The organism is Lunatibacter salilacus, assembly GCF_009797935.1.
GTDB classification, from domain to species: domain Bacteria; phylum Bacteroidota; class Bacteroidia; order Cytophagales; family Cyclobacteriaceae; genus Lunatibacter; species Lunatibacter salilacus.
The window spans coordinates 96,385-117,449 of record NZ_VOLC01000017.1 but is presented as its reverse complement, the minus strand read 5'-3'; the positions used below and the strand labels follow the sequence as shown (position 1 = coordinate 117,449).

The following is a 21,065-nucleotide window of genomic DNA, read 5'->3' as shown; positions in this document are numbered from 1 at the left end:
TTTACCATTGCCACTCAAAAACAACTGAAACGCCCTTGCAAATGCATAAATCGAAACCACTATGAAAGGAGACTTTAGTCGCATCACTGGTATCAAAGCCAAAAGAAAACATTATAGCGGCCTGCTAAAGCAACAAGGGCGTGTGCAACTGGATTCCGATTGGAACGAGCTTATTTCCATCATCGCCCATCAGCGTGGTATTAGGACCATAGATGCAATTGGTGAATGTGGTGCTCCAATCCATAACAGTGGTTTCGAAATACTGCACCCTGGGGGAGGCTTGTTGCCGGAGGACCTTTTGATAGCAGCAGGCCGGTTCTACGTAGGTGGGTTGCTTTGCGAGACTACCCCAGGTTCCAAGTTGCCAGTTAGAGGTTTTCCATCGCCTTCAGAAATTTCAGTGGATGACACCAAAATAGACGGTGTAAGCCTGGCCATTGACCACTGGGTACAGTTGCTATCCGATGAACAACCGGAAGGAATCATTGCACGAGTGACAGCAATAGGAGCAGGTACAATTACACTTAGCCAAAATGTTTCCTCCTTTGCAAGTGACAACCATCCTAAATTAAGACTTTTACTGCTTTATTCACAGCAACCGGACTATCCGGGTTCAGGCACCTACACGCCTATTGCTGGTCAAACCGATCTGTTTTATTTGGACGTCTGGGAAAGGCATGTTACTGTTATTGAAGACCCGGAACTTAGGGAAGTGGCACTTGCCGGCCCAGATACTGATACGCGCTCCAAAATCATGGCTCAGGTCAAGTTGCTTGCCAATGTAGGCAATATAGGTTGTGGTGACCAAATAGATCAGTGGAACAGCTTGGCGAAGGCGCCAAATGGTAGGCTTACCACAAGACCTGTTGACGTAGTGGCACCTGCCAACCCTTGTCAACTAGGCGAAAGCGGCGGCTTTTTAGGCTTGGAAAACCGCCTTTATCGGGTTGAGATTCATGACCCAAGTGCAAGTGGTATTCCTTCTTTTAAATGGTCCCGCGACAATGCCTCTTATGCCTATCCCATTCAGGATTTTTTCCATGATGGCGGTGGAGTAAACTATAATAAAATCAGCCTCGGTCAAAACGGCAAAGATGCCATACTCAAAATCAAGGAACTGGATTGGATAGAAGTGTCCGAGGACTTTGCCGACCTTAGTGATGACAGCCGTGGAACATTCGCCCAAGTATTAAAGGTGGAGGGAAATTTACTTACCCTTGATACCAATGTCACTTTGCATAGGGACAGGCCATTGCCAAAAATCAGACGATGGGACACGAGCAACCAACGCCCAGACGAATTGACGGATATAGTGACTGGCGCCAGCTACCAACTGGAAGATGGTATCGAAATTGAGTTTTCAGGAACAGAGTTCAAAACGGGCGACTACTGGTGTTTTTCTGCCAGGACCCTGACGGGGGAAATAGAAATCCTGGACAAGGAAGCGCCCATGGGAGTGAAGCATCATTATTGCCGCCTGGGGATGGTGACAGGGCTTGTAGGCGGTGGCGTTGAAATAGAAGACTGTAGGCCTGAGTTTCCACCATTGACGGAGCTCCCACCAACAAGAATGGGTGGGGGCTGCTGCACCGTCACTGTAGGAGAAGACGAAGAATTTCAGGATATACAATTAGCCGTTGACTCCCTGAATGGAGGCCCTGGAACCGTCTGCATCAAACCGGGGGTATATGTAATTGACCAACCTATAACTGTAACCGGTAGGGACATCACTATAAAAGGCTGCGAAGGCAAGCCAGTCATCATCAATAAAGCAAGTAGTCCAGAAAACAGCATAGTTTTTCAGGTCAGCGGATCCTGGGACATTGATATCCATGATTTGTGGTGCATTTCTACTTCTGGGGATGGTGGGAAAGTGGTTGATGTGGTAAACTGTCTTTTCTTCACCCTGCACGATTGCCTTTTGATTGGCGCAGGAACGAAGGAGCCCAACGGCGTTGTCACCTTTCAGGGGCTTACCATCAATACAAATCTGTATGACAACTTGATTCTGGGCAGGATTGGCATAAGGTACGACAGTACAGCGGAACAGGATCTTAACTTGCACATGAATGCCAGAATGGCACAAAACATTGCTTTTGTGCTTGAAAACGGCATTTTCCAAGCAGAAAATCCTGTAATGGTAGGAGTTGATTGTATTGAAAACCTGTTGTTGGGATTCAATAAGGGTTTATTGGGCAAGCCGTTCTTTCCAAAATCACTATTTAAAGTAGCAATAGACAGCGGTCTCTATGCTATAGAAGAGGTAGACGTAGAGGATCAGGAAGATGATTTATCCTTTGATGATGTAAGTACAGGAAACACTGTGGCTGTGGTCAATTTGGAATCTTATCTGAGGGTATCGGCTCACGAGCTTAGCTCAAGAATAGTCAAAGCAAGTTCGGTTGGAGCAGATGCATTTGGAGCATTGGATGGGTTGGAAAGGTCACTGGGACATATTATTAAGCTTGTAGGAACAGTAGTTGATGTCAACATTACCGACAATATTCTCTTGGGTCAGTCCGGGATCCTAACCCATGCAGCTATCGAATGTAGCATAGACAAGAACCTGATTTTAGCTAAATCAGAGGGGATTGAGATGGACTTATTTAATAGCGCTTCAATAGACAACAACCTTATGGTGTCAGGGCAACAAGGAATTGTGTTTCTTGGAAAAATTGGTAATGGCCTCACCATCACCAACAATAGAATTACCTCCCAACAGACAGGAATAGCAACAATTGGTAACAGAGAGTTTCATTTAATGCAAAACATTCAAATTGATAATAATACCATCTACGCTGGCGAGGTCGGTATACATCTATCTGGTCCGGCTCTAATCCTAATGGATTTGACGTTGATGGACAATTCCATTACAGGAGGCAAGAGAGCAGGGATTGCTATCATGGGCAACACACCTCCAGAAGAGTTGAGACAATTAGAACGGCAAAGGAGGATACAGCGAATCATTCAACGCAACTCGATAACTGTAGTAGGATCTGGAATAATAGTAGGCATGCCCCAATGTGAGGTTTTGGATAATGTAGTAAATACCATTGGGATCGAAAACCAGCACTCCGATAGTTCATGGGGTATACAGATTATGACCCGTGGTTGTTCCATCGTAAATAATACCATCCACGCTTATTTGGACATCCAACAAGGATTATTGCCAAATGGTGGAATTTTTATTATTATACACAATGACCTGATGGACAAGGAACTACATGAGATAGACATCATCAGGAATACCATCATTGGTGGAGTGAAAAATGGAATTGAAATTGCCTCCACTATCAATGGAATGGTGATAGAAGGCAATGAAATCGCCAATATGACCCTAAATGGGATTGCAGTGCAAAGGCATGTGCAATCTGTTAACAATCTTCGCATTGCTGGAAACCATATCCATGATTGTTTCACTCCATTGCCTGGTGACCATGAACCCTGGTGGAGTCATGCAGCCATAGTACTTAGCAGTACCAGCAAGACGCAGATTATTGGAAACCGTATCCTCAATAACGCAAGGGTCATGACAGAAGGCGCAAACGTCTTCGGCTATGGGGCATTTTATGCTGAACAAATCAACGAAATCCAGATTGTGGATAATCAGTTTACCGATAATTGGGGCATAGACCAAAGAAGGTCAAATCATGCTATCATCCATGTGCCCATTCGTTTTTACCCAGCGAATTCTCCCAACATTCCGCTAAATGAGGATATCCAAATTTCCAACAATATCATCAAGGGGTCAAACACCCTAGCATTGGAAATTGGAAATTACACAAGCGTTGTATTTGGTAATTTTTCGAGATTCTGGGGACTGGACAGCAAGGCAGTCATCAGTCAAAATCATTTTGAGACAACACTTAACGGCCCTATAGTACAGATACACCTGAGCTTGAGTATTTTCTCCAACAACTTTGTAAGTTGTGCTGTATCGGACAGTGCTGTCTCACTTGGCTATGGCGGATTTGTCATGGCAAACAGCAATGTAGTCAGCGACCCCATTACTGGGGCTGGCATAAACCAACAAATAATCAATACCCTCCAATTTTAATCAAACATAAAAATTCTCCGTCATGGCAAAAGTAAAGATAAGCAAGAAAGACCTCCCCATTCTCAGACGGGACTTGGAATTGGATGAAGAGGTTTTGAAAAACCTTCAAGAACTTCAGGAGACCTATAAGTCAAAATTTGAAGGCAATATTCAGGAAGCACAAAAGGAGGCCCTGGCATCCTATGAATCAAAAATCAAGGCCCTTAAAGAAGCCAAAGCCAGGGTATCAAAGGAATACGAGGCCGAAATCAAAAAATACACTGCCCTGGTCAAGGACCTGAAGAGCCAATCTACCGAAACGCATGCAGGATAGGAAAACCAAAATGGGGAAGTAGTCACTTTTATATGCATTCAACAGTTCTTCAAAACACCCCCACCAAACAGTCCAATGGCAGTTCTCCAGCCGTCTGGAACAAGCAGGAGGTTGATTTGGAACAGAAGCGCAAAGAGGCGGTCCATTTTGAAAAGCCCTACCATAATGTAAATGTGGATGGTTCGGCCGGCGACAATCCTTCCAAACCAGTTCATAACTCATTTAACTTCAATAAGATTCCTATCCTTCCAGGAAGGGACGAAAAGATACAACCAAAATTAAAAATCAATAAACCTGGGGATAAGTATGAACAGGAAGCTGATGCAATGGCTGATCGGGTCATGCGCATGCCGGAAATCGAGTCACATAACTTTCTTTCTCTGAAGCCGCTAAATTGCATTCAGCGCAAATGTGCTGATTGCGAGGAGGAAGAAACAGTGCAACGCAAAGAACAAAACAGTGGGACGGTTGACTCACAATCCATTGCTATTCAACTTTCAGAGGCAAGGGGTCAAGGTCATCCACTCCCTAGTGCTATTCAGAGATTCATGAGCCGGTCAATAGGTACAGATTTCAGTAATGTTAGGGTGCATACCAATTCCTCAGCAGCAGATATGACTCAGAAATTGAATGCGCGAGCCTTTACAAATGGGTCAGATATTTTTTTCAATTTTGGAGAATATGCACCGGACTCTCCTGAAGGAAGGCATCTCCTGGCCCACGAATTGACCCACGTGGTTCAGCAACAAAATTCATTGTCTTTGATCCAACGTAAAACATTGAGTGAAAACATAACTGCTACCAAAAATCCCCACTTGCTCCAAAACTCCAGCCAAAGGCAGACAAGTACAGCGCTAAATGAATTCATTGCTCAATTGGAAGAACGTATCCAAAAAGATGGCCTAACCCCCCAACTGCTTGCAAGTGAGATAGAAAATGGTAATTATAGCCCTAAGAATAAATTTCCTCGTGAGGTCCGCAGTTTTTTGTATGATCTGATGAAAGACTCCAAACAGTACAAAACTGCTGCCAAGCAGCTTATTGTTGGAGCATTTGCTTTAAAGACTTCCTCTTTTCGACGTGAGATGTACGAATATATATTTAATGATATCTCTTCAAAAGGAAAGAGATTTCGAAAGGAACTCATCAAACAACTCATCAAACAAAAGCGTTACAATGATTGGATTAATATTTTACTAAATCGAATAGCTGACCTAATAGTTAATCCGGTCGATGAATTTCCTGGCGAATACGCGGATTTAGACAAGCCCTCAGAATTTGTTACGCCAGTCAAAGATTGGGATTTTCAGAAGCTACAAAACGAAAACGAAGCTTTCATTTTAGGTTATGAACTGATCCTAGAAGTGGATGGTATATTAAAAAACAGTTTACCTCTTTTTGTTGAAGCTTCCAAGAAGGAATCAGTATATAAAGACAATATTATAAATAACCTTTTAAATCTTATCGTTCACTTTCGAAAAAATGGTGAAGAAGACGAACCAGCCCAACTAAAACACTATATGGCTGGTGAAATCGAAAAATTGGTAAACAAAGCTCAAAGTTTTGATTCTTCACTGGACTCCCAACGAAGCAGGTTGAACAGTTCATTATATGCTCGTACAATATCTCAACGGGATTTGCCAACGGAATTAGTCGAAATAATTAAAGATAACGAAGACGTTAAGGAATTAAGGCAGGTCCTTAATAGAACAAATCTATTCAAACAAGGGCTTGACGCAGACAATGTTGTAATGCAGGATTTAGATCAAATTATCGAAGATTTGAGGGATAATTTACAAAGGATAGATACGAAATTACAGTCCAACCGAGATGATGCTCTAAAGGTGTGGCTGAAAGGTGGAGAGAATGAAGAAAATAATGAAAGCCAATACGAAAAGGCGATGGCTTACGGAATTGTTCAAATTTTAGTCAATTCTATCTCAAAAAAGCTAAAAGACGATGTATTAGATAAATCATTAATAGATGGAATAGTTAATTATCAAGATTATCTTGATTATTTACAGATTCACGCTGCGTTTAGAGTACGTCGACTCGCACTAACTATGGATTGGAAAGAACTTATGAATCTTGTCAATCCTTTGTTGTTTGCGAACAACAAAAATGAACTCAATCTAATCCTTGTAGGAGAATGGGTAGAACAGAAATTGCATGATCCATTAAAAACGTTTCAATCAAGAATGACAGGAGGCATAGAACTGAAGACAAGCTACGCCGGTCAGTACAGTGCAATTGAGTTTTCTAAGCTAATAATGTTAATGTATGATCGAGAATTAGCCAATTGGTTGACGGATCTTAGGAACATTGATAATATTTCCGGTTACGATTCTTTCATTTTAAAAGGAAAGTCGGAAGTATGGGAGAAAATTAAGCCCCGGCAGTACATTATAAAGAAATTTGCCTATCGGTTTAATGATGAAAAGTTCGTAGACAATTCCAAACGTTACCCATTCCAACAGCTTATTTACGGTCATGAGAGAACCGCACAGTTTGATAAGGAGGATATGGCAAATAACGGCAGATTATTTTTAGCCAATCAGGATGATTCTTATCATAAGGTTAACGTCTTGAGGAGACCAGAATTATGGACAATTCCCGATCCGAGGAAAGAGTGGATAGAGCAGGATATAAAAGAATTTTACAGAAAAAGGGGAGTTCTTTACGCAGTAGAACGTGAAAGGAATAAAAATAAAAAAGAGTTTTCTATAATAACAACCTTACGAGATAGACATAGGGGATCTTGGCTTGAGGAGTTTGAAAAGAAAATTCAAGAGGAAACAAAGGAGACTTTTAATTTTGCACTTAGTGAAGACAGATTTAACTGGATCAGACGAATTCAAAACCAAAGATTAGAACCGGTCAACAAAATATCAAGGATAGCAACGAGAAATTATGAAGCTATCAGCGATGATTTAAACGAAGCATTTTCAGATCTCTTCACTTTCAGAAGAGATATAGTTCTTTCAAATGATAATGATATAAAGGCATATGAAACTTCCAAGCTTATTTTTGAGTTGGGATCCAATTTTCCAAAGGCTCTTCTGAAAGCGCTTGAAATTGATTTTAAAAGGAGGAATATTATTATCGGGAAATATTTGCCTTTGCTGGAAGCGGCCCTGCGAATAGCAAATAATAACCAATTGGATTTTCAACGCTTTTCAGAAGAAATAACTCAGATTAAATCAGTAGTAGAAGCGTTCCATAAAGTACTAAAAGAGCTTCAAGTTAATTTCGGATTTGAAGGCAAAATCGGAAATCCTCCTTTATTGAAAACCCTAAAGGGCATTAAGCTATTAGAACCCGGTAATCCTTTTTTTTTCAAAGAGCAGGTGTTTGAACTGGTCGAGGTTATGACGGACTTTAAATACCATCCACCTTTCGGATACCATTGGAGAGACCCTTTTTCTGACTCAATACCAAACACATACCTACCCATAATCATGATAGGTGGAGTAGATCACGGTGAAAGCGAAAATCCGATAGAACTGTTCAAGCTTTTGATCGATGGAAAGGAAGAAATTATAAGCTATGATAAAAAGAATGGAGATACCATCAAGTTTCTAAACAATATGACTTTAAAACTTGACTTTTTGGCTGCTGGTAATTATATGAAGTGGTTGAGCAAAAATATCGTATCTGTAGTTGAGAAAATGCAATATATTCCTGGTATAGGACTGGTTGTTGATGCGACCATTTTGGCAGATGGCATAACAGAAGCTTTAAAAGGCGCTGACGATTTGGTGCATGTGCTCCTTGATTATCCTCGGGAATATTTTTTCAAATTAAAAACCGAAATTCAAGAACTTGCAAAACCTGAAGAAATGATCCTGTTCCTGTTTCTAGGAGGAAAAGGTATTAAACAAGATATTAATAAACAAGAAACACCAAAAGAAAAAAGAAAAAGCCAAAGTCGGAAAACCGGTCCATTCGGAAGAATCGTTGATTTGGCAGGCAGCATCTTTGGAGCTGGAAAACGGCTCTTCGACAGCTTATCTAATATGCGGGAAAGGGTGTCCACACGCTTCAGCATTATACGTAACTGGATACTGGGTCATCCAACCCTTATTCATTGGGTTCAAAAAATAATCAATAAGATACAAGGTTTCGGTGAACCTAGGAGCTCACAAGATGATTTAAACTTATTGGACTCAGAAAAAAGGGAATTTGCCAACAGTCTAAGTGAAACCTTAAATGAGTTCTCCCCCGTCAGTCTACCCAAAGAAATAATTGATATGTCACAGGTAGTTCAGTTGACGCTTAATATAGTTTTGAATATGGCCATGAGATCTAAAAAACTTCAAGTAGCACATGAAGCTATAAAACTTCTTGATGCTGATGATTATTTAGCTTCTTTGATTTGGTCCTGGATGAGCAGCAAAGGTATAGATCCCAACATACTTTGGAAAAGTGAAGTCGTAGAAAAATTACAGGAAGCTCTCAATGATGTACAAGGTGAAATCTGGGATCAACTAAAATCAAAAATAAAAGAATATGCTGGAGAGGATATTCTTGAAGAAATTGGTTTTTCAGGTGTGGAAATAGAATCTGATGAAGGTGACGAAGTACAGCCTTATTTGACGAGAATCCCGCTCGAAACTGCAATCCTTAAAGGATTTGACCAGGTTCATTCAGGGGAACCCCTCAACAAAAAAACTAGAATTGATGCAGAAGAACGATTTGGCCAGGATTTCGGACATGTTCGGTTTCACAAGGACCAAAAAGCCAATCAAATCACCGAAAGTCTCGGTGCTGCTGCACTCACTTCTGGAAGTCACATCTATTTTGCTTCCAACCATGATCCAAATAGTAATGGATCCAAAAATATCCTCTTCCATGAGCTAACTCACGTCATTCAGCAGACCGGCAATCGCCCAATAAGGCAAGCACATCCCCAACAACCTGTACCAGGAAAGCCTCATACAGGCCTCAACCTCGATCCGAGCCTCGAACAAGAAGCAGGACAAGGCGAAAAATTAGCCAATAAACTTTCACCGAATGAATTTTCTGAGCTTGAACAAACTCATTCAGATGGCCTTCAACCGGCAGGTTTGTCATCCAACACATTTGCCAGACTTCTGGAGGAACTGACCAGCTTTGAATCTTTATCTGATGAAAAGGAAAGAACAGAAAAAGAAGCAATTTTGCAAGCTAAAAATCCAAAATTTCTCACGCCCCCTTACAAAAGTGCAGCAGCTATTTGGGGAAATTTGGCCATTTGGCTAACTGATAATTATGATTATTCAAACCCTAAATTCCCAGGGTATATGGCTGGTCTCAAAGTCCCTGTTAAAAATAGCATAAAAGGTATAAACCTCAATGAGATATTGGTATTGGCCGGACGCTCACTAAAGAAAAAACCAAAGAGCAAAACTTATCAGCTGGACGTAAAAACTTTCGTAAGGCTCCTAGAAGGATTTTTATTGGCCAAAACAGGTATCGGGATCAAGATTGACTGGAGAGGAAAATGGGACCCTAAAAATGCAAGAAGGCCTCCACCGCGTTTTTCAATTACATACTATCGTTTGCTGCTACCTTTAGTCACTTCCGATTCTATCTGGAATGAGATTCTTAATTTATTAAAAAACCACTCAATATTCAGAAGGATAAGAAATCGTCCAAGAGATAATGAGTTAAAAAACCGAATTAAAGGTTATTTGTTTACCTTAAAGTGGGGAGAAGAGCCATTCAAAAGTAATAAATTTGAATTAAAAGAAAAAATTGTTAAAGGCATCCTGGCGTACAAATTACCTGAATTACATACAGGTTTACAAGATGATCCAATTCCTATACTTTGGTATAAAGAACGGAAAGATTACCGCGATCCGATAGTGTATAAAGGTAAAAATTGGCCAATGGCTTTATCAAGACTACCTAATTCGGATGATTCATTCCATCCTGGTGTGGATATGAATAAATATTGGAATAAAAATTTTGTTCGCAAAGAGCCCCTAAAATATACCGGAGAACCAAAAACCGCTTCTCGTAGAAACTCCGACAAATTCAGGGAGGAATTTGCAAAGGCTGGTAACCGATTAAGTGACCTTGACTTAGAAGTTGATCATGTTATGGATTTGCAATACGGTGGTGAGGATGTTTTTACAAATCTATGGCCGCTTAATAAAAAGATCAATGCCCTTGGTCGCAAATGGTCATCAAAAATAGATGGAGAATTTGTATTACCTTTTGCTTTGGATAAACAAGATACAGAAGTGAAATATGCGAGTATGAAGCATTTGGCACGATTTGGTCGCAATTTTTACAAAGTCGTCGGTTTCAGTAAAGAAGGCCCTAATCCGGACTACAAAACATAATGTGTACTAATTCTCAAATCACCAGAGAGAATGAAAACTTTCCTCCATCTCATTACAAGTTCCTATTTCAGAATAAAAGTCAATTTCTACTCAAATTAGAATCTCTTCCTGCTTTACAAATAAATCGAATATTTTAGGTTTAAATTAAAGATATTATAAAATCCGACTCCAACACCACCAAATTATTCTAAAATAACTCAATAACATCCAAGATATTATCAAAAACCTGGATGACATTGTCCATAAATCTAAGAATTTTGCCTTTCTCACTTGGGTGGCAGTCTTAATTTAATCACATACCTAGTGGATGAGGAAAAGCTCAAATTTAAGCATATTCTATTTTATAAAGAGGCCTTTTTATTTTATTGGGCGCTGACTTTTTTATCCATATTATTGGGTTTAATACTGATATTTTAATTTCAGCCCACACATTATTTTTTTATGAAACCAAATATCCTTTGAAATTTCAAGCTAGACAATTGGCCTTATGTATTTCACATAGCAAATGAATATGAAATTTTGTTATTTTCTTTTCATTGTATTATATATTCCTACGAGTATTGTTGCCCAATCTGAGGAAGATATTGATGAGTTAGCTAAACCACAGCAGGAAATTACCACCAACTGGAATAATATCACATTTTTAAACGCTTCAAATTTCGATTTCAATAATAATTTGCAGGGAAGTTACTTGGGTAAAATTAATATTTTCGCTCCAGATATTTTGGGATCACCCTTTGGATTTAATTCCGGTATAATGAGAATTAAATTCGATTATACTGATACCACAAATAACCCCTTGTATTTCGAAAATATATTAGTCAATCCTCTACAGACCAAAAATCATGGGGAAAAATACCTACGACAACTTAATCAATATGCAACAAGCCGATCCAATATCGCTTGGAGCTTCTATTTGCAGCCGATGTTAAGAATTGTGTCTTATCCTTGGCCAAAAAATAAAAATGGTGGAGACAACACTGAAAGAATCCGAAAAAGAAAGCCAATACCAAATTCAATAGTTCCAAACGGAATCTATTTTCATCTACATGGGGAATTATTGGTGAATAATACCAGCGTAAGGACCAATATTTCAACCCTTTACCAAGATACCCTAACTATAGACACTTCGCAAAACCTAACATATTTATCCTACCAAAAAAACCCTTTAATCTTCGATAGGGCATTTTTAAATGGGTATTTCGGAGCGGGATTAACATTTAATATAGATCCATTTTCGAACGGGAATTCCCGCTTCTTTTTTCAGTTTACTCTAGGCAAGACAACTAATTATCCGAATTGGTCTTCTCAAGAAATCTCAACAGCCAAAATTAACGTCGTTACGGATTCTATTGGAGTCGCTGTTCAAGAATATGAGGAAATTAAAACAGGTTCGTTCTATTTGGTTCGATCGGAATTTGCACAAAGGTTATCCGACAATTCCCAAATTATTATAGGAGCGGATATAAGAGGCCTTTTCCCTAGGTTCAGCCCTTTATATGCAACTTACCTAGGCTTAAATGTGAATTTAGATGCGTTAGTCCAGGTGTTCTCTGACAAATAGTCAAAAATTGGTTAAATTGGATATGGGGAAAACGGGATAAGTACAACCTGGTTGAATAGTAAATGGAAGTACAGTTTACAATAATATTTAAAATGAATCAAAAAATTGTTAAAGATTAACGACGGACCAGAAAAGAAATGGTTTTTGCTGGAAACTCATTATAGAGAGGCGACCAATAGGTATGGGGAAGTGAAAGACGCGGATAGAGGGCCGGAATTGCATAGGGAAAAGATGCTTTTGGTTCATTTGATTGCTGAATACGAAAAAAAGCTTTGGGTTTTACCTGAAGTGGATCCTGTGGAAATGATCAAGGCCCGAATGGAGGATTTTGGATAAAACGCATCCACGCTGGCAAAAGTCTATAGTGATCCTAATTCCGTCCTTAAGCGTTTGGACTTCCTGTCGTTTTTATGCCAGTCTTGTTTCATTGATGGCGTAGCCCTGCGAGGTAGTCTTTGAGTCGCTTGGTGGCCCATTGTCGGAACTGGGTGCCGTGTTGCGATTTTACACGAGATCCCACAGAAATAATTACGTCAAGGCTATAGAGAGCTACTGGTTTATCTGAGTGGGCAATAGGCATTTTTTGCATATTGCTTTTTTCTTCTAACTCATTTTAAAAACATTTCTGATATGCCTTGAAACGACGGATTGGTCTCTTAGAAAAAGTATTACCATTTGCTCCTGGGTGAGCCAAACAGTATCCTGCTCAAACTTTACTTCAATTTGAGTCTGGCCATCACTTCCTTGATATATTTCGATTTGGTTTTCCACAAATGCTTCTCCTTAAAATTTCACCCGAATTCCTGCAGCTCAATCTCTTTCAATCATCATTGAGCAAAGGCATTTCCAAATATAGCGATTTGGGTACTGTGCATTTTGGCAACTTTAGCGAACAAGCACAAAAGTGCCCTTTTTCTCCTCGCGCTGTGTTTTTTTATCCAGGGTGTAATGATAGTTGACTATATAGAAATAAGATCCGATGGGAGCCTCTTTCCCGTTTATGCTGCCGTCCCAGCCAGTATCTCCGTAATAAAACAGTGCACCCCAACGGTCATATATCCATAGTTCAAAACTGACCTTGCAATCGGATACGCCTTCATAAATCCCCGGAGCTTGCCTGGGGTCGAAGCCCGTTGGCATCCTGATCATGGGAACGGTTTCGCTCACCTCCATGGCTTTGATGACCTGGCTGCACCCCTTTTGGTTCCTAATCGTGACCGAGTAAAATCCTGCTGATAAATTTTCTGCGATTGGGCCATTTAAGCTGGGATCATGCTGCCATTCATAGGTATAAAGATTGTGTTCTCCAAGTAGTGTAAGTTCGATTGTCCCAGAGGATTCGCCGGCGCAGGCTACATGTGTAACCTGCGCATTGGCCAATGGCTCAGCTACCTGAATAGTGATTTCAGGAGATATACCCACACAAGAATGATTTTCTGTGCCATAAACGGTGTAGCTAATTCCGGCTTGTATTCCCGGTTGGTCCCAAATTACTTGGATTTCCTGGCTTCCCTGTCCTGAAACAAGTTTACCCCCGGTTACCGTCCATTCATACGCTCTTCCCTGTACGTGGGCTTCAACGCTGTAAGTGTGGGCCAGTTCAGGCTCAAAACACACTTCCACCGGAACAATTGGTCTTAGCGCCTGAAGATCGGACTCAATCTTCACTTCCAATTCAACTGGGCGGCCCGGGCAGCCATTTTCAGCATAGGGTGTCATGATGAGCTTTGCATCGGGATTGGATGGACCCCACCTGACCAACACAGAGTCTACGTAGCTTTCCAAGATTTCCCCTCCAATAGCTTCAAATTCAGTCTCGGTGATATCCTGCTTGTCCACCAACCGGTACATTACTTCTTCTATATAAGGACATACAGTGGTCTGCCCGACCAATTCGGCTTTTGGGTCCATTACTTCCACTTCAAATGTGGCCTCATCCCCGTCTTCACAGGAACCGGTGGATGCGGTGACACTAATCATATACTTGCCAGGCCTGGTAAAAGTATGAGAGGCATGTTGACCTGTGTGGGAGGGACTACCGTCTCCAAAATCCCATACAAAATACGTAAAACCGGAAGTGCTGGTACTGATACTCCATTCCCCTTCCTGATCAAGACAGGCCACTTGGTCGCCATTTACTTCAAATTCGTATGCTGATTGGATATCTATTTCCAGATTGCCCAATGCTGCCCCGGCAGCATAGCCATAAGACTCCCGGAATCCAAAACCATAAACATATGCGGCAAAGCCATCAGGGTTGGTCAAATGGTGCGCACCTCCTGATACCCTGATCCTGGCAATCTGAAAATCGGTATCACCAGACAATGGTTCAAAAAATTTTCCGACGTTGTCGCCATCAAGAGCCGTCTTGTGCTGTGTGCCGGCTTTCACTACGATGTTGACATAATGGTTGCTAATGTTGGCCAATTGGAAGGAATTGAAAACCAGATCTTTTAGAAATTGCTCAATCGGACTGTAGGTGATCATAAAAGGATCACCTATGCCAGAAAGTCCCGGAATATTATTATCGTTACATCCTACGCCTCTCGAAAATACGGTGACAGAGGAAGGCTTGGATGTTTCAATTTTTCCCGATTCATCCGCACGAAAATCGATTGTCAGAAATTGCCCCTTATTGATGGTTCCTTGAGGTATTCCATTAAGGCCGACCTTAGTGTCGTCCTCCGAAGCCAGTACTTTAACCAACTCTCCTGATGTCCTCTCTTTCAATGCGATATGTACGAAGTGTTTGCCCCAGGAGCTGACCGGATAGGATTGCTGAAAAAGATTGTCACATCCCTCACAATCTCCCACCCAAGTACACACGCTTCCTCCAAATACAGCGATTTTTCTACAGGCGTTCTCAATATCATCTACTATCCGTACCCGGGAACCTGTCAAATCTTTATCTGCTTTGATCTGGTAACTTTGCCCACGGTTAAGTACAATAATAGACGGCACCCCGGCCCTGTTGCCGCTGACCGAATTCACGGAAGTGGTGATTTCTATTTTGGTATTGTCCTCAGTGGCCACCACCAGTAAGGTACTGGGAAAGGGACTGACTTCCTGATGCGTTGTGATATAATAGTCTTTTCCCAAACCCCCAACGGGCAAAACCACCGTACCATCAGTAGTTCTAAACATTTCGTTGAAAGCATGGACCGCAATATTTCCAGTGGCTTTGATAAAAATACCTTTGTTTTCCACCTTCCCTGAAGTTCTGTGCATCAGGTTAAGATTACCGGAGTTTATCCGGAGTTCATACTGTTGGCCTTTATTCAAATCAAACGATGATGAGCGACCAAGGTATTCTATCACCCCCGAAGTCTTTTCATTAGCCGTTATAATTAGGACAGCGTCACTGTAAGCACCTTCGTCCAAACCATAATTCTCCATAAATCCGACCCAAAATTCCCGACCAATAGTCGAATTCTGCCCCAAGGCCATTTGGCACGAGCTGATAAACAGCAGAAGCGCAAGAAAAAACCTATTGCGCATTACCGTAACTTACTATTGACCGTAAAATTTTTGTGATTACGGGCATTCACATTCATACATCTAAAAATAATAAGTCCATAAAATTTTTAAGCTAAAATCACTATAAATATAACGATATAACATTCACTTTTTCAAAACTTACAAAATTTAATATAATTTACTGACTATTAGTTGCTTATGTTTTTGATTGCCCGGTATTGTTTTAGATAGTTCCTCGCCCAACCCACCCTATATAATGATCTTTTCAAACATTATAGTTTTCCTTTTATAGTGTCTATTTTTTCATTTTGAGGTGTCAAAATGTTCAGCCATCTTTCTGTACACCTATTGATCGAATGAGACCACCGGGAACAATAAAAACGGATGCACAGGGCCTTTTCAATTCGATTAATTAGCCTAACTGATAAGGTTCCGGGATTGTGAAACCGAACTTTTGTACCCCAACGAGTCCATCACTTCCATCCACGCAGAAATTTAAATATGGGAAGCCAAAGGGTACATTTCAGGATTTTCAGCAATTCTAATAAATGTTTTTTCTAGCGATTCATGGTATATTTCCGCCTGCGAAGGTCCAAAAACTTGAAGGCCAAACAGGTATATCTGAATAAGGTCTTCTTCGAGTTAGTGTGTATTTCATTGTCCGCCCTTGGAACGGTTCTTAGCTTCTTCGAGTATTTCTTCCATAGTCTTTGTAGAAATCCCGCTTTCCTCACCTTTGATTAGCTCATTTCGTAGCCAATTTCGTTCTTCATCTTGTTCTCTTTGCCTACGTATCAAGTCATTGATCAACTCACTCTTACTTGCATATTAGGATCTTTTCCTTCATCCATCGGTCGTTCGGCTCATTTACCGTTATTGTTTGCCTGGCCATTTTTGTGTAGTTATGGTGTAGTAATACACCGGAAAAACCATAAACGCAAGCAGAATAGTTCCTATTTTTCGTGATTTACCTAGATACAATTTATTTAAATTGCGATTTACAAAGCTATGGTTTTTTACTAGCAGGTAAAGGCTATTTCCAGGGAAGGGTAGAAGTCCTTTTCGCATTCTGATTTGTAAAATGGCACTCTAAAAACTTCAGTCTTTTTTTTACCATTCCTGTTGACCTATCGCTTGCATACATGTTGATTTACCGAGAATTCCTCGGTAGTTGAAACCGTATAAAAACAGGCTGTTAATAGTTTAGACCAGTCCAAAATAACACTTGAAATCTAAACTATAGTAACAATTTTAAAACTTATATCTATTTGCAAAGGCCACCTGAAGTTTTTTCTGATTTTCATGAAAATAACGGATAAAATCTTCCGGCAACGTCAAGTGTGCATACACTTCATCATAGTAATGTGATGCAGCACAAAATACCATGGTTTTCATCTTATGCAATCGGAAATTTATCGGCGTTTCCTCGATTTCCAATTCGGTAACCTCCATATCCGCTTCTCTGATGAGGTATCGGATCCAGATGTTTTTGTAACCTAATTCTTCTAGGTCATCCAAATTCTTGATCCTAAACCCGTCAATAAATTCAATGAGGTTGTCTTCTTCCGTAAACAAGCAAAAGGAAAAGTTCATTTGTTCGACTTCAAATTTATATTCTGAAGAAATATGATCACCATTTACATAAATCGAGAGGCTATTTGATGTCTGAAATAGGGGACCTTTGGAGGCAAGGTATTGGGCTAACTCCTCGGCTGATATAGTTGACATGCTCAAAACTGGGAAATTTTTGGGATTAAAAAAATTGCTTTTATCATGATCCGTCCCTCTAATTGGGATATGAAAGTACCGAATACATACACGTCGTACTGGGCCTGATTTTCCTCAAGTTTGCTTCGGATAAGTTTGAGGAGTGCAAGGCCGAACTCACCGATGATGACAAGGAGAAATACCTGGAGATAAAGGAATTCTACAATATGTAGAATGTCTTTTTTCTCGCCCCTAAAAGCCGCTGGTCGCATGTGATCGAACATTCCAAACACCAGCATCCTGACCTGAAGGCCGATTACATCATGGCCAATCCGCCCTTCAACCAAAGTCAGTGGCGTGAAAAAAATGAACTGGAGGACGACCCCCGCTGGGCTGGATTTACCACCCCACCGGCAGGGAATGCCAACTATGCCTGGATTCCGCATATGCTGAGCAAGCTTTCTGAAAACGGTACCGCCGGCTTTGTCTTGGCCAATGGCTCCATGAGTAGCAATACCTCAGGAGAGGGGAATATCCGGCGCGAATTGATCGAAAAGGATATGGTGGACTGTATGATTGCCTTGCCTGGGCAGGTATTCTATACCACCCAGATTCCGGTTTGTCTCTGGTTTGTTGCCAAAAACAAAGCAAGACGGCCCCATCCCGAGGATCCGGAAAAGGAATTCCGGGATAGAAGGGGACAAACCCTCTTTATTGATGCCAGGCAAATGGGTACCATGATTGACCGCACCCAAAAAGAACTCACTAAAGACGATATTGCGACCATCGCCAATACCTATCATACTTGGCGCAACTCTACAGAGTTTGTCACTCCTAGCGGTAATGATGATAGCCTGAGAGATAGTGATGGTAGTGTGAGATGTAATGGTAGTAGGCTGAGCACTGGAGCTACGAGAGTAGCGGATACTGAAGCCTACCGAGACACCCCCGGCTACTGCAAATCCGCCACCCTTGCAGATATCGTAGCCAACGATTATGTCCTGACACCCGGCCGCTATGTAGGCATAGCCGAGGAAGAAGACGACGGCGTCCACTTCGAGGATAAAATGATGGAGCTCACTGCCACATTGAAAGGGCAACTGGATAAAGCCAAGGCACTGGATCAGGCTATTTTGGAGAATTTAAAGATGTTGGGGTATGAGTGAGTGGAATGATGTTGAAATAGGCGAGTATTGAACGCTACAAGGAGGATATGCCTTTAAAAGTAAAGACTTTAGTGAAAGTGGAATTCCAGTTGTAAAAATAAAAAACATACAAAATCGAAATGCTACTTTAGAAGGTTCACAGTGTTATCCTAAAGAATATCCACTAGAAAAATTCAAACTTTACCAGGGTGATATCTTGATTGCAATGACGGGTGCTGGAAGCGTAGGAAGAATTGGGCGTCTTATTTGTGATAGTAAATCATTCGGCTTAATGAATCAACGGGTTGGTAGATATACGAAAATTGATTGGGAGAAATTTGAAACAGAAGTACAATTACTTGAAAGTAGATTGGCAGAATCTCGGAGTTTACTTCCCCACGCATATTATGTAGTATGCTTGTTTTCAGTATTTTAGGTATATAACGGTACAAATACGGTACAACATATTATTTTAAAAATTTAATATTTTGTTTATATATTTATATTTATTAAAAAGGCGTAATTTCTCCAATAATCTTCACTTTTCTTCCAAAACAACGAAAAAATTTTGTCGCCTAGTTCATTTTTTCTTAAAAGAAAAGAAAACTTGCTGTGGCAGTTCGCTTGGAATTAGTCACAATATTAAGCTTTTTGGTAATTAGGTAGAGTGGGGGAGATGCCTTTTTATTAAGCGTGGGGTAGGGGTCTTATTGCTCAAGGGTGAGGTAGGAGTTAATTTGGACAAACCACCTTCCGAATTGTAAATTGGCACTCCCTACATTTAATTGCCTGTTTTGGAATCTTTTTCCATGTCTTTAAGTGTTTTGGTTTTTCTGTTGTTTCTGAGCCAAAGTTCTTTCTGACGGTGTGGCTCTGCGTGATGTGCATTATTAGTCGCCCGATGGCCTGCATTTTTTCTGTATTTTTCTGTATTCTAGCTTATGATAAATTTGATCCTTTTGCTCTTCTGTCATTGATCCTTACCCCGGCGCCATACGCGGATCGCAGAAGGTGTAAATACCAATGAACCCGTAAAGGACGAGACACAGAAAAATATTGATAACAAAACCCGTTACTCTTCGCTGTCGATTTTTTGAAGCGCCTTTGTGTCCAAGTTTGACTGGATTTATTCATTTTAATGATAAATTTAGCATTGCAATCAAAAAATGAAGAAAGGAATGAGCAATGATGTTTACATACTAGGAGCAGGAGCTTCTTTTGAATCCGGCGCCCCTTTGATGAATAACTTTTTGGATGTAGCCGAAGATTTACTTCGTCAAGAGGCATTTGGAGAAGACGCAGAACAAATACAGCTTGTCTTTGACCTGATAAGCGAACTCCAAATCGTCCACTCCAAGGCCCAGTTAGACCTTAACAATATCGAATCCCTATTTGGAGCCATTGAGATGGGTATCATCTTGGGCAGATTAACTTCAACATCAACAGATGTTGCCAAATACAAAAACGCTTTAACGACATTGATATCCAAGACGCTTATCAAATCAATGATGTTTCCATTCGAGATGAAGTCAGGTGTTACGAATACGCCAACCTTTTCATCATCAAAAACCTACAACTTCTTTGCAGAGTTGATATCCAAGAATATACCAACTTCCTCTATTCTTACCTTTAACTACGATTTAGGAATTGATTTAGCCTTGGCCTTCAATAATATTAAAGCCAATTACAAATTAGATAGTAGCGATAACGGTTTTAAGCTATTAAAACTGCACGGTTCCATAAACTGGTTTACCAATAAAAATTATCAGGATAAAATAATCAAGTTTCTTTCGATCGAAGATGCAAATGAATATGTGCGTCATGACAGCCATAAAAGACAGCACATCAAAGGAAAGGAATACAGTTTCGATATAAATAGCTATTTGAGTATGTTTCGTGCAAACGAAAAACAAGATCTTGAATTGGTTATCATTCCCCCGACATGGAATAAAACTGAATACCATGGCCAACTAGCAAAGGTTTGGGAATCGGCAGCGAAGGAGTTAAGTAAAGCTCAAAACATCTATATCTTAGGATATTCCTTACCTGAAAGCGATTCATTCTTTAGATATCTATTCGCCTTGGGCACCATAAGCAAAAATAGAATTCGTAATATCGTTGTGTACAACCCTGAAAACACTGGTGAAACAGAAGATCGATTTAGAAGGCTTCTCGGACTAGCGACCGCAAACAGGTTTCAATACAAGCCGCTTAAATTTTCAGAGGCTATTGATGATATTGCTAAAAGTAAAGGGATAAAATTTGATTCAAAAAACGGTTGGATTGCTATTTAACGCTCTACCTGTAAGGAATGGCGATCAAAAATTAAAAACAATCAAGTGACCCGCAAAAGCGGCAAAATAATAGAATATGGGATGTTTTACTTATATGAATCCCCTAGGATGGAACTGGAGACTTTTTCACTGCCCGAATTTCTGAAAAGTTAAACCTTTGATAGGTTCTATGATCTCAT

11 protein-coding genes and 1 pseudogene are annotated in these 21,065 nt (G+C 40.5%); 7 read left to right on the top strand and 5 right to left on the bottom strand.

Annotated elements, in window-relative coordinates; genetic code table 11:
• Positions 1–61: 61 nt before the first annotated feature.
• The 5 genes from FQ608_RS20545 to FQ608_RS20525 all read left to right on the top strand — a co-directional run bounded on the left by FQ608_RS20545 (position 62) and on the right by FQ608_RS20525 (position 12,599).
• Positions 62–4,057 (top strand): DUF6519 domain-containing protein, encoded by a 3,996-nt coding sequence (locus FQ608_RS20545; protein ID WP_158860373.1) that lies wholly within the window; start codon positions 62–64, stop codon positions 4,055–4,057.
• A gap of 22 nt (positions 4,058–4,079) precedes the next feature.
• Positions 4,080–4,370: a hypothetical protein gene (locus FQ608_RS20540; RefSeq protein ID WP_158860372.1), complete on the top strand. Its 291-nt coding sequence runs from the start codon at positions 4,080–4,082 to the stop codon at positions 4,368–4,370.
• A 32-nt stretch (positions 4,371–4,402) separates the two neighbouring features.
• On the top strand, positions 4,403–10,699 hold the full coding sequence (locus FQ608_RS20535; RefSeq protein ID WP_158860371.1) for an eCIS core domain-containing protein: 6,297 nt from the start codon (positions 4,403–4,405) through the stop codon (positions 10,697–10,699).
• Between the two features lie 511 nt (positions 10,700–11,210).
• The gene (locus FQ608_RS20530; protein ID WP_158860370.1) at positions 11,211–12,263 is read left to right on the top strand and encodes a hypothetical protein; all 1,053 of its coding nucleotides are present in this window, start codon (positions 11,211–11,213) and stop codon (positions 12,261–12,263) included.
• 105 nt (positions 12,264–12,368) lie between these two features.
• Positions 12,369–12,599: a hypothetical protein gene (locus FQ608_RS20525; protein WP_158860369.1), complete on the top strand. Its 231-nt coding sequence runs from the start codon at positions 12,369–12,371 to the stop codon at positions 12,597–12,599.
• Positions 12,600–12,687: 88 nt separating this feature from the next.
• Here the strand turns inward: FQ608_RS20525 and rhuM are convergent, their stop codons facing one another.
• From rhuM to FQ608_RS28210, 5 genes and pseudogenes are all read right to left on the bottom strand, one after another.
• Positions 12,688–12,843, bottom strand: a complete 156-nt coding sequence (gene rhuM / locus FQ608_RS27300) for a RhuM family protein (protein WP_234364304.1) — start codon at positions 12,841–12,843, stop codon at positions 12,688–12,690.
• Between the two features lie 305 nt (positions 12,844–13,148).
• Positions 13,149–15,761: a PKD domain-containing protein gene (locus FQ608_RS20515; protein WP_158860368.1), complete on the bottom strand. Its 2,613-nt coding sequence runs from the start codon at positions 15,759–15,761 to the stop codon at positions 13,149–13,151.
• 633 nt (positions 15,762–16,394) lie between these two features.
• A pseudogene (locus FQ608_RS28150) lies at positions 16,395–16,556 on the bottom strand (ribbon-helix-helix domain-containing protein); the annotation flags it as partial.
• A gap of 435 nt (positions 16,557–16,991) precedes the next feature.
• Complete coding sequence (locus tag FQ608_RS20510; RefSeq protein ID WP_158860367.1) at positions 16,992–17,468, bottom strand: hypothetical protein; 477 nt, start codon at positions 17,466–17,468, stop codon at positions 16,992–16,994.
• Between the two features lie 2 nt (positions 17,469–17,470).
• On the bottom strand, positions 17,471–17,719 hold the full coding sequence (locus FQ608_RS28210) for a hypothetical protein (RefSeq protein WP_199856430.1): 249 nt from the start codon (positions 17,717–17,719) through the stop codon (positions 17,471–17,473).
• On the opposite strand from FQ608_RS28210, the gene FQ608_RS20505 reads away from it, so the two are divergent.
• Both FQ608_RS20505 and FQ608_RS20500 read left to right on the top strand, forming a co-directional pair.
• Positions 17,720–18,613 (top strand): N-6 DNA methylase, encoded by an 894-nt coding sequence (locus tag FQ608_RS20505; RefSeq protein WP_199856429.1) that lies wholly within the window; start codon positions 17,720–17,722, stop codon positions 18,611–18,613.
• Between the two features lie 1,145 nt (positions 18,614–19,758).
• Positions 19,759–20,886: a hypothetical protein gene (locus FQ608_RS20500; protein WP_158860366.1), complete on the top strand. Its 1,128-nt coding sequence runs from the start codon at positions 19,759–19,761 to the stop codon at positions 20,884–20,886.
• Positions 20,887–21,065: the final 179 nt, after the last annotated feature.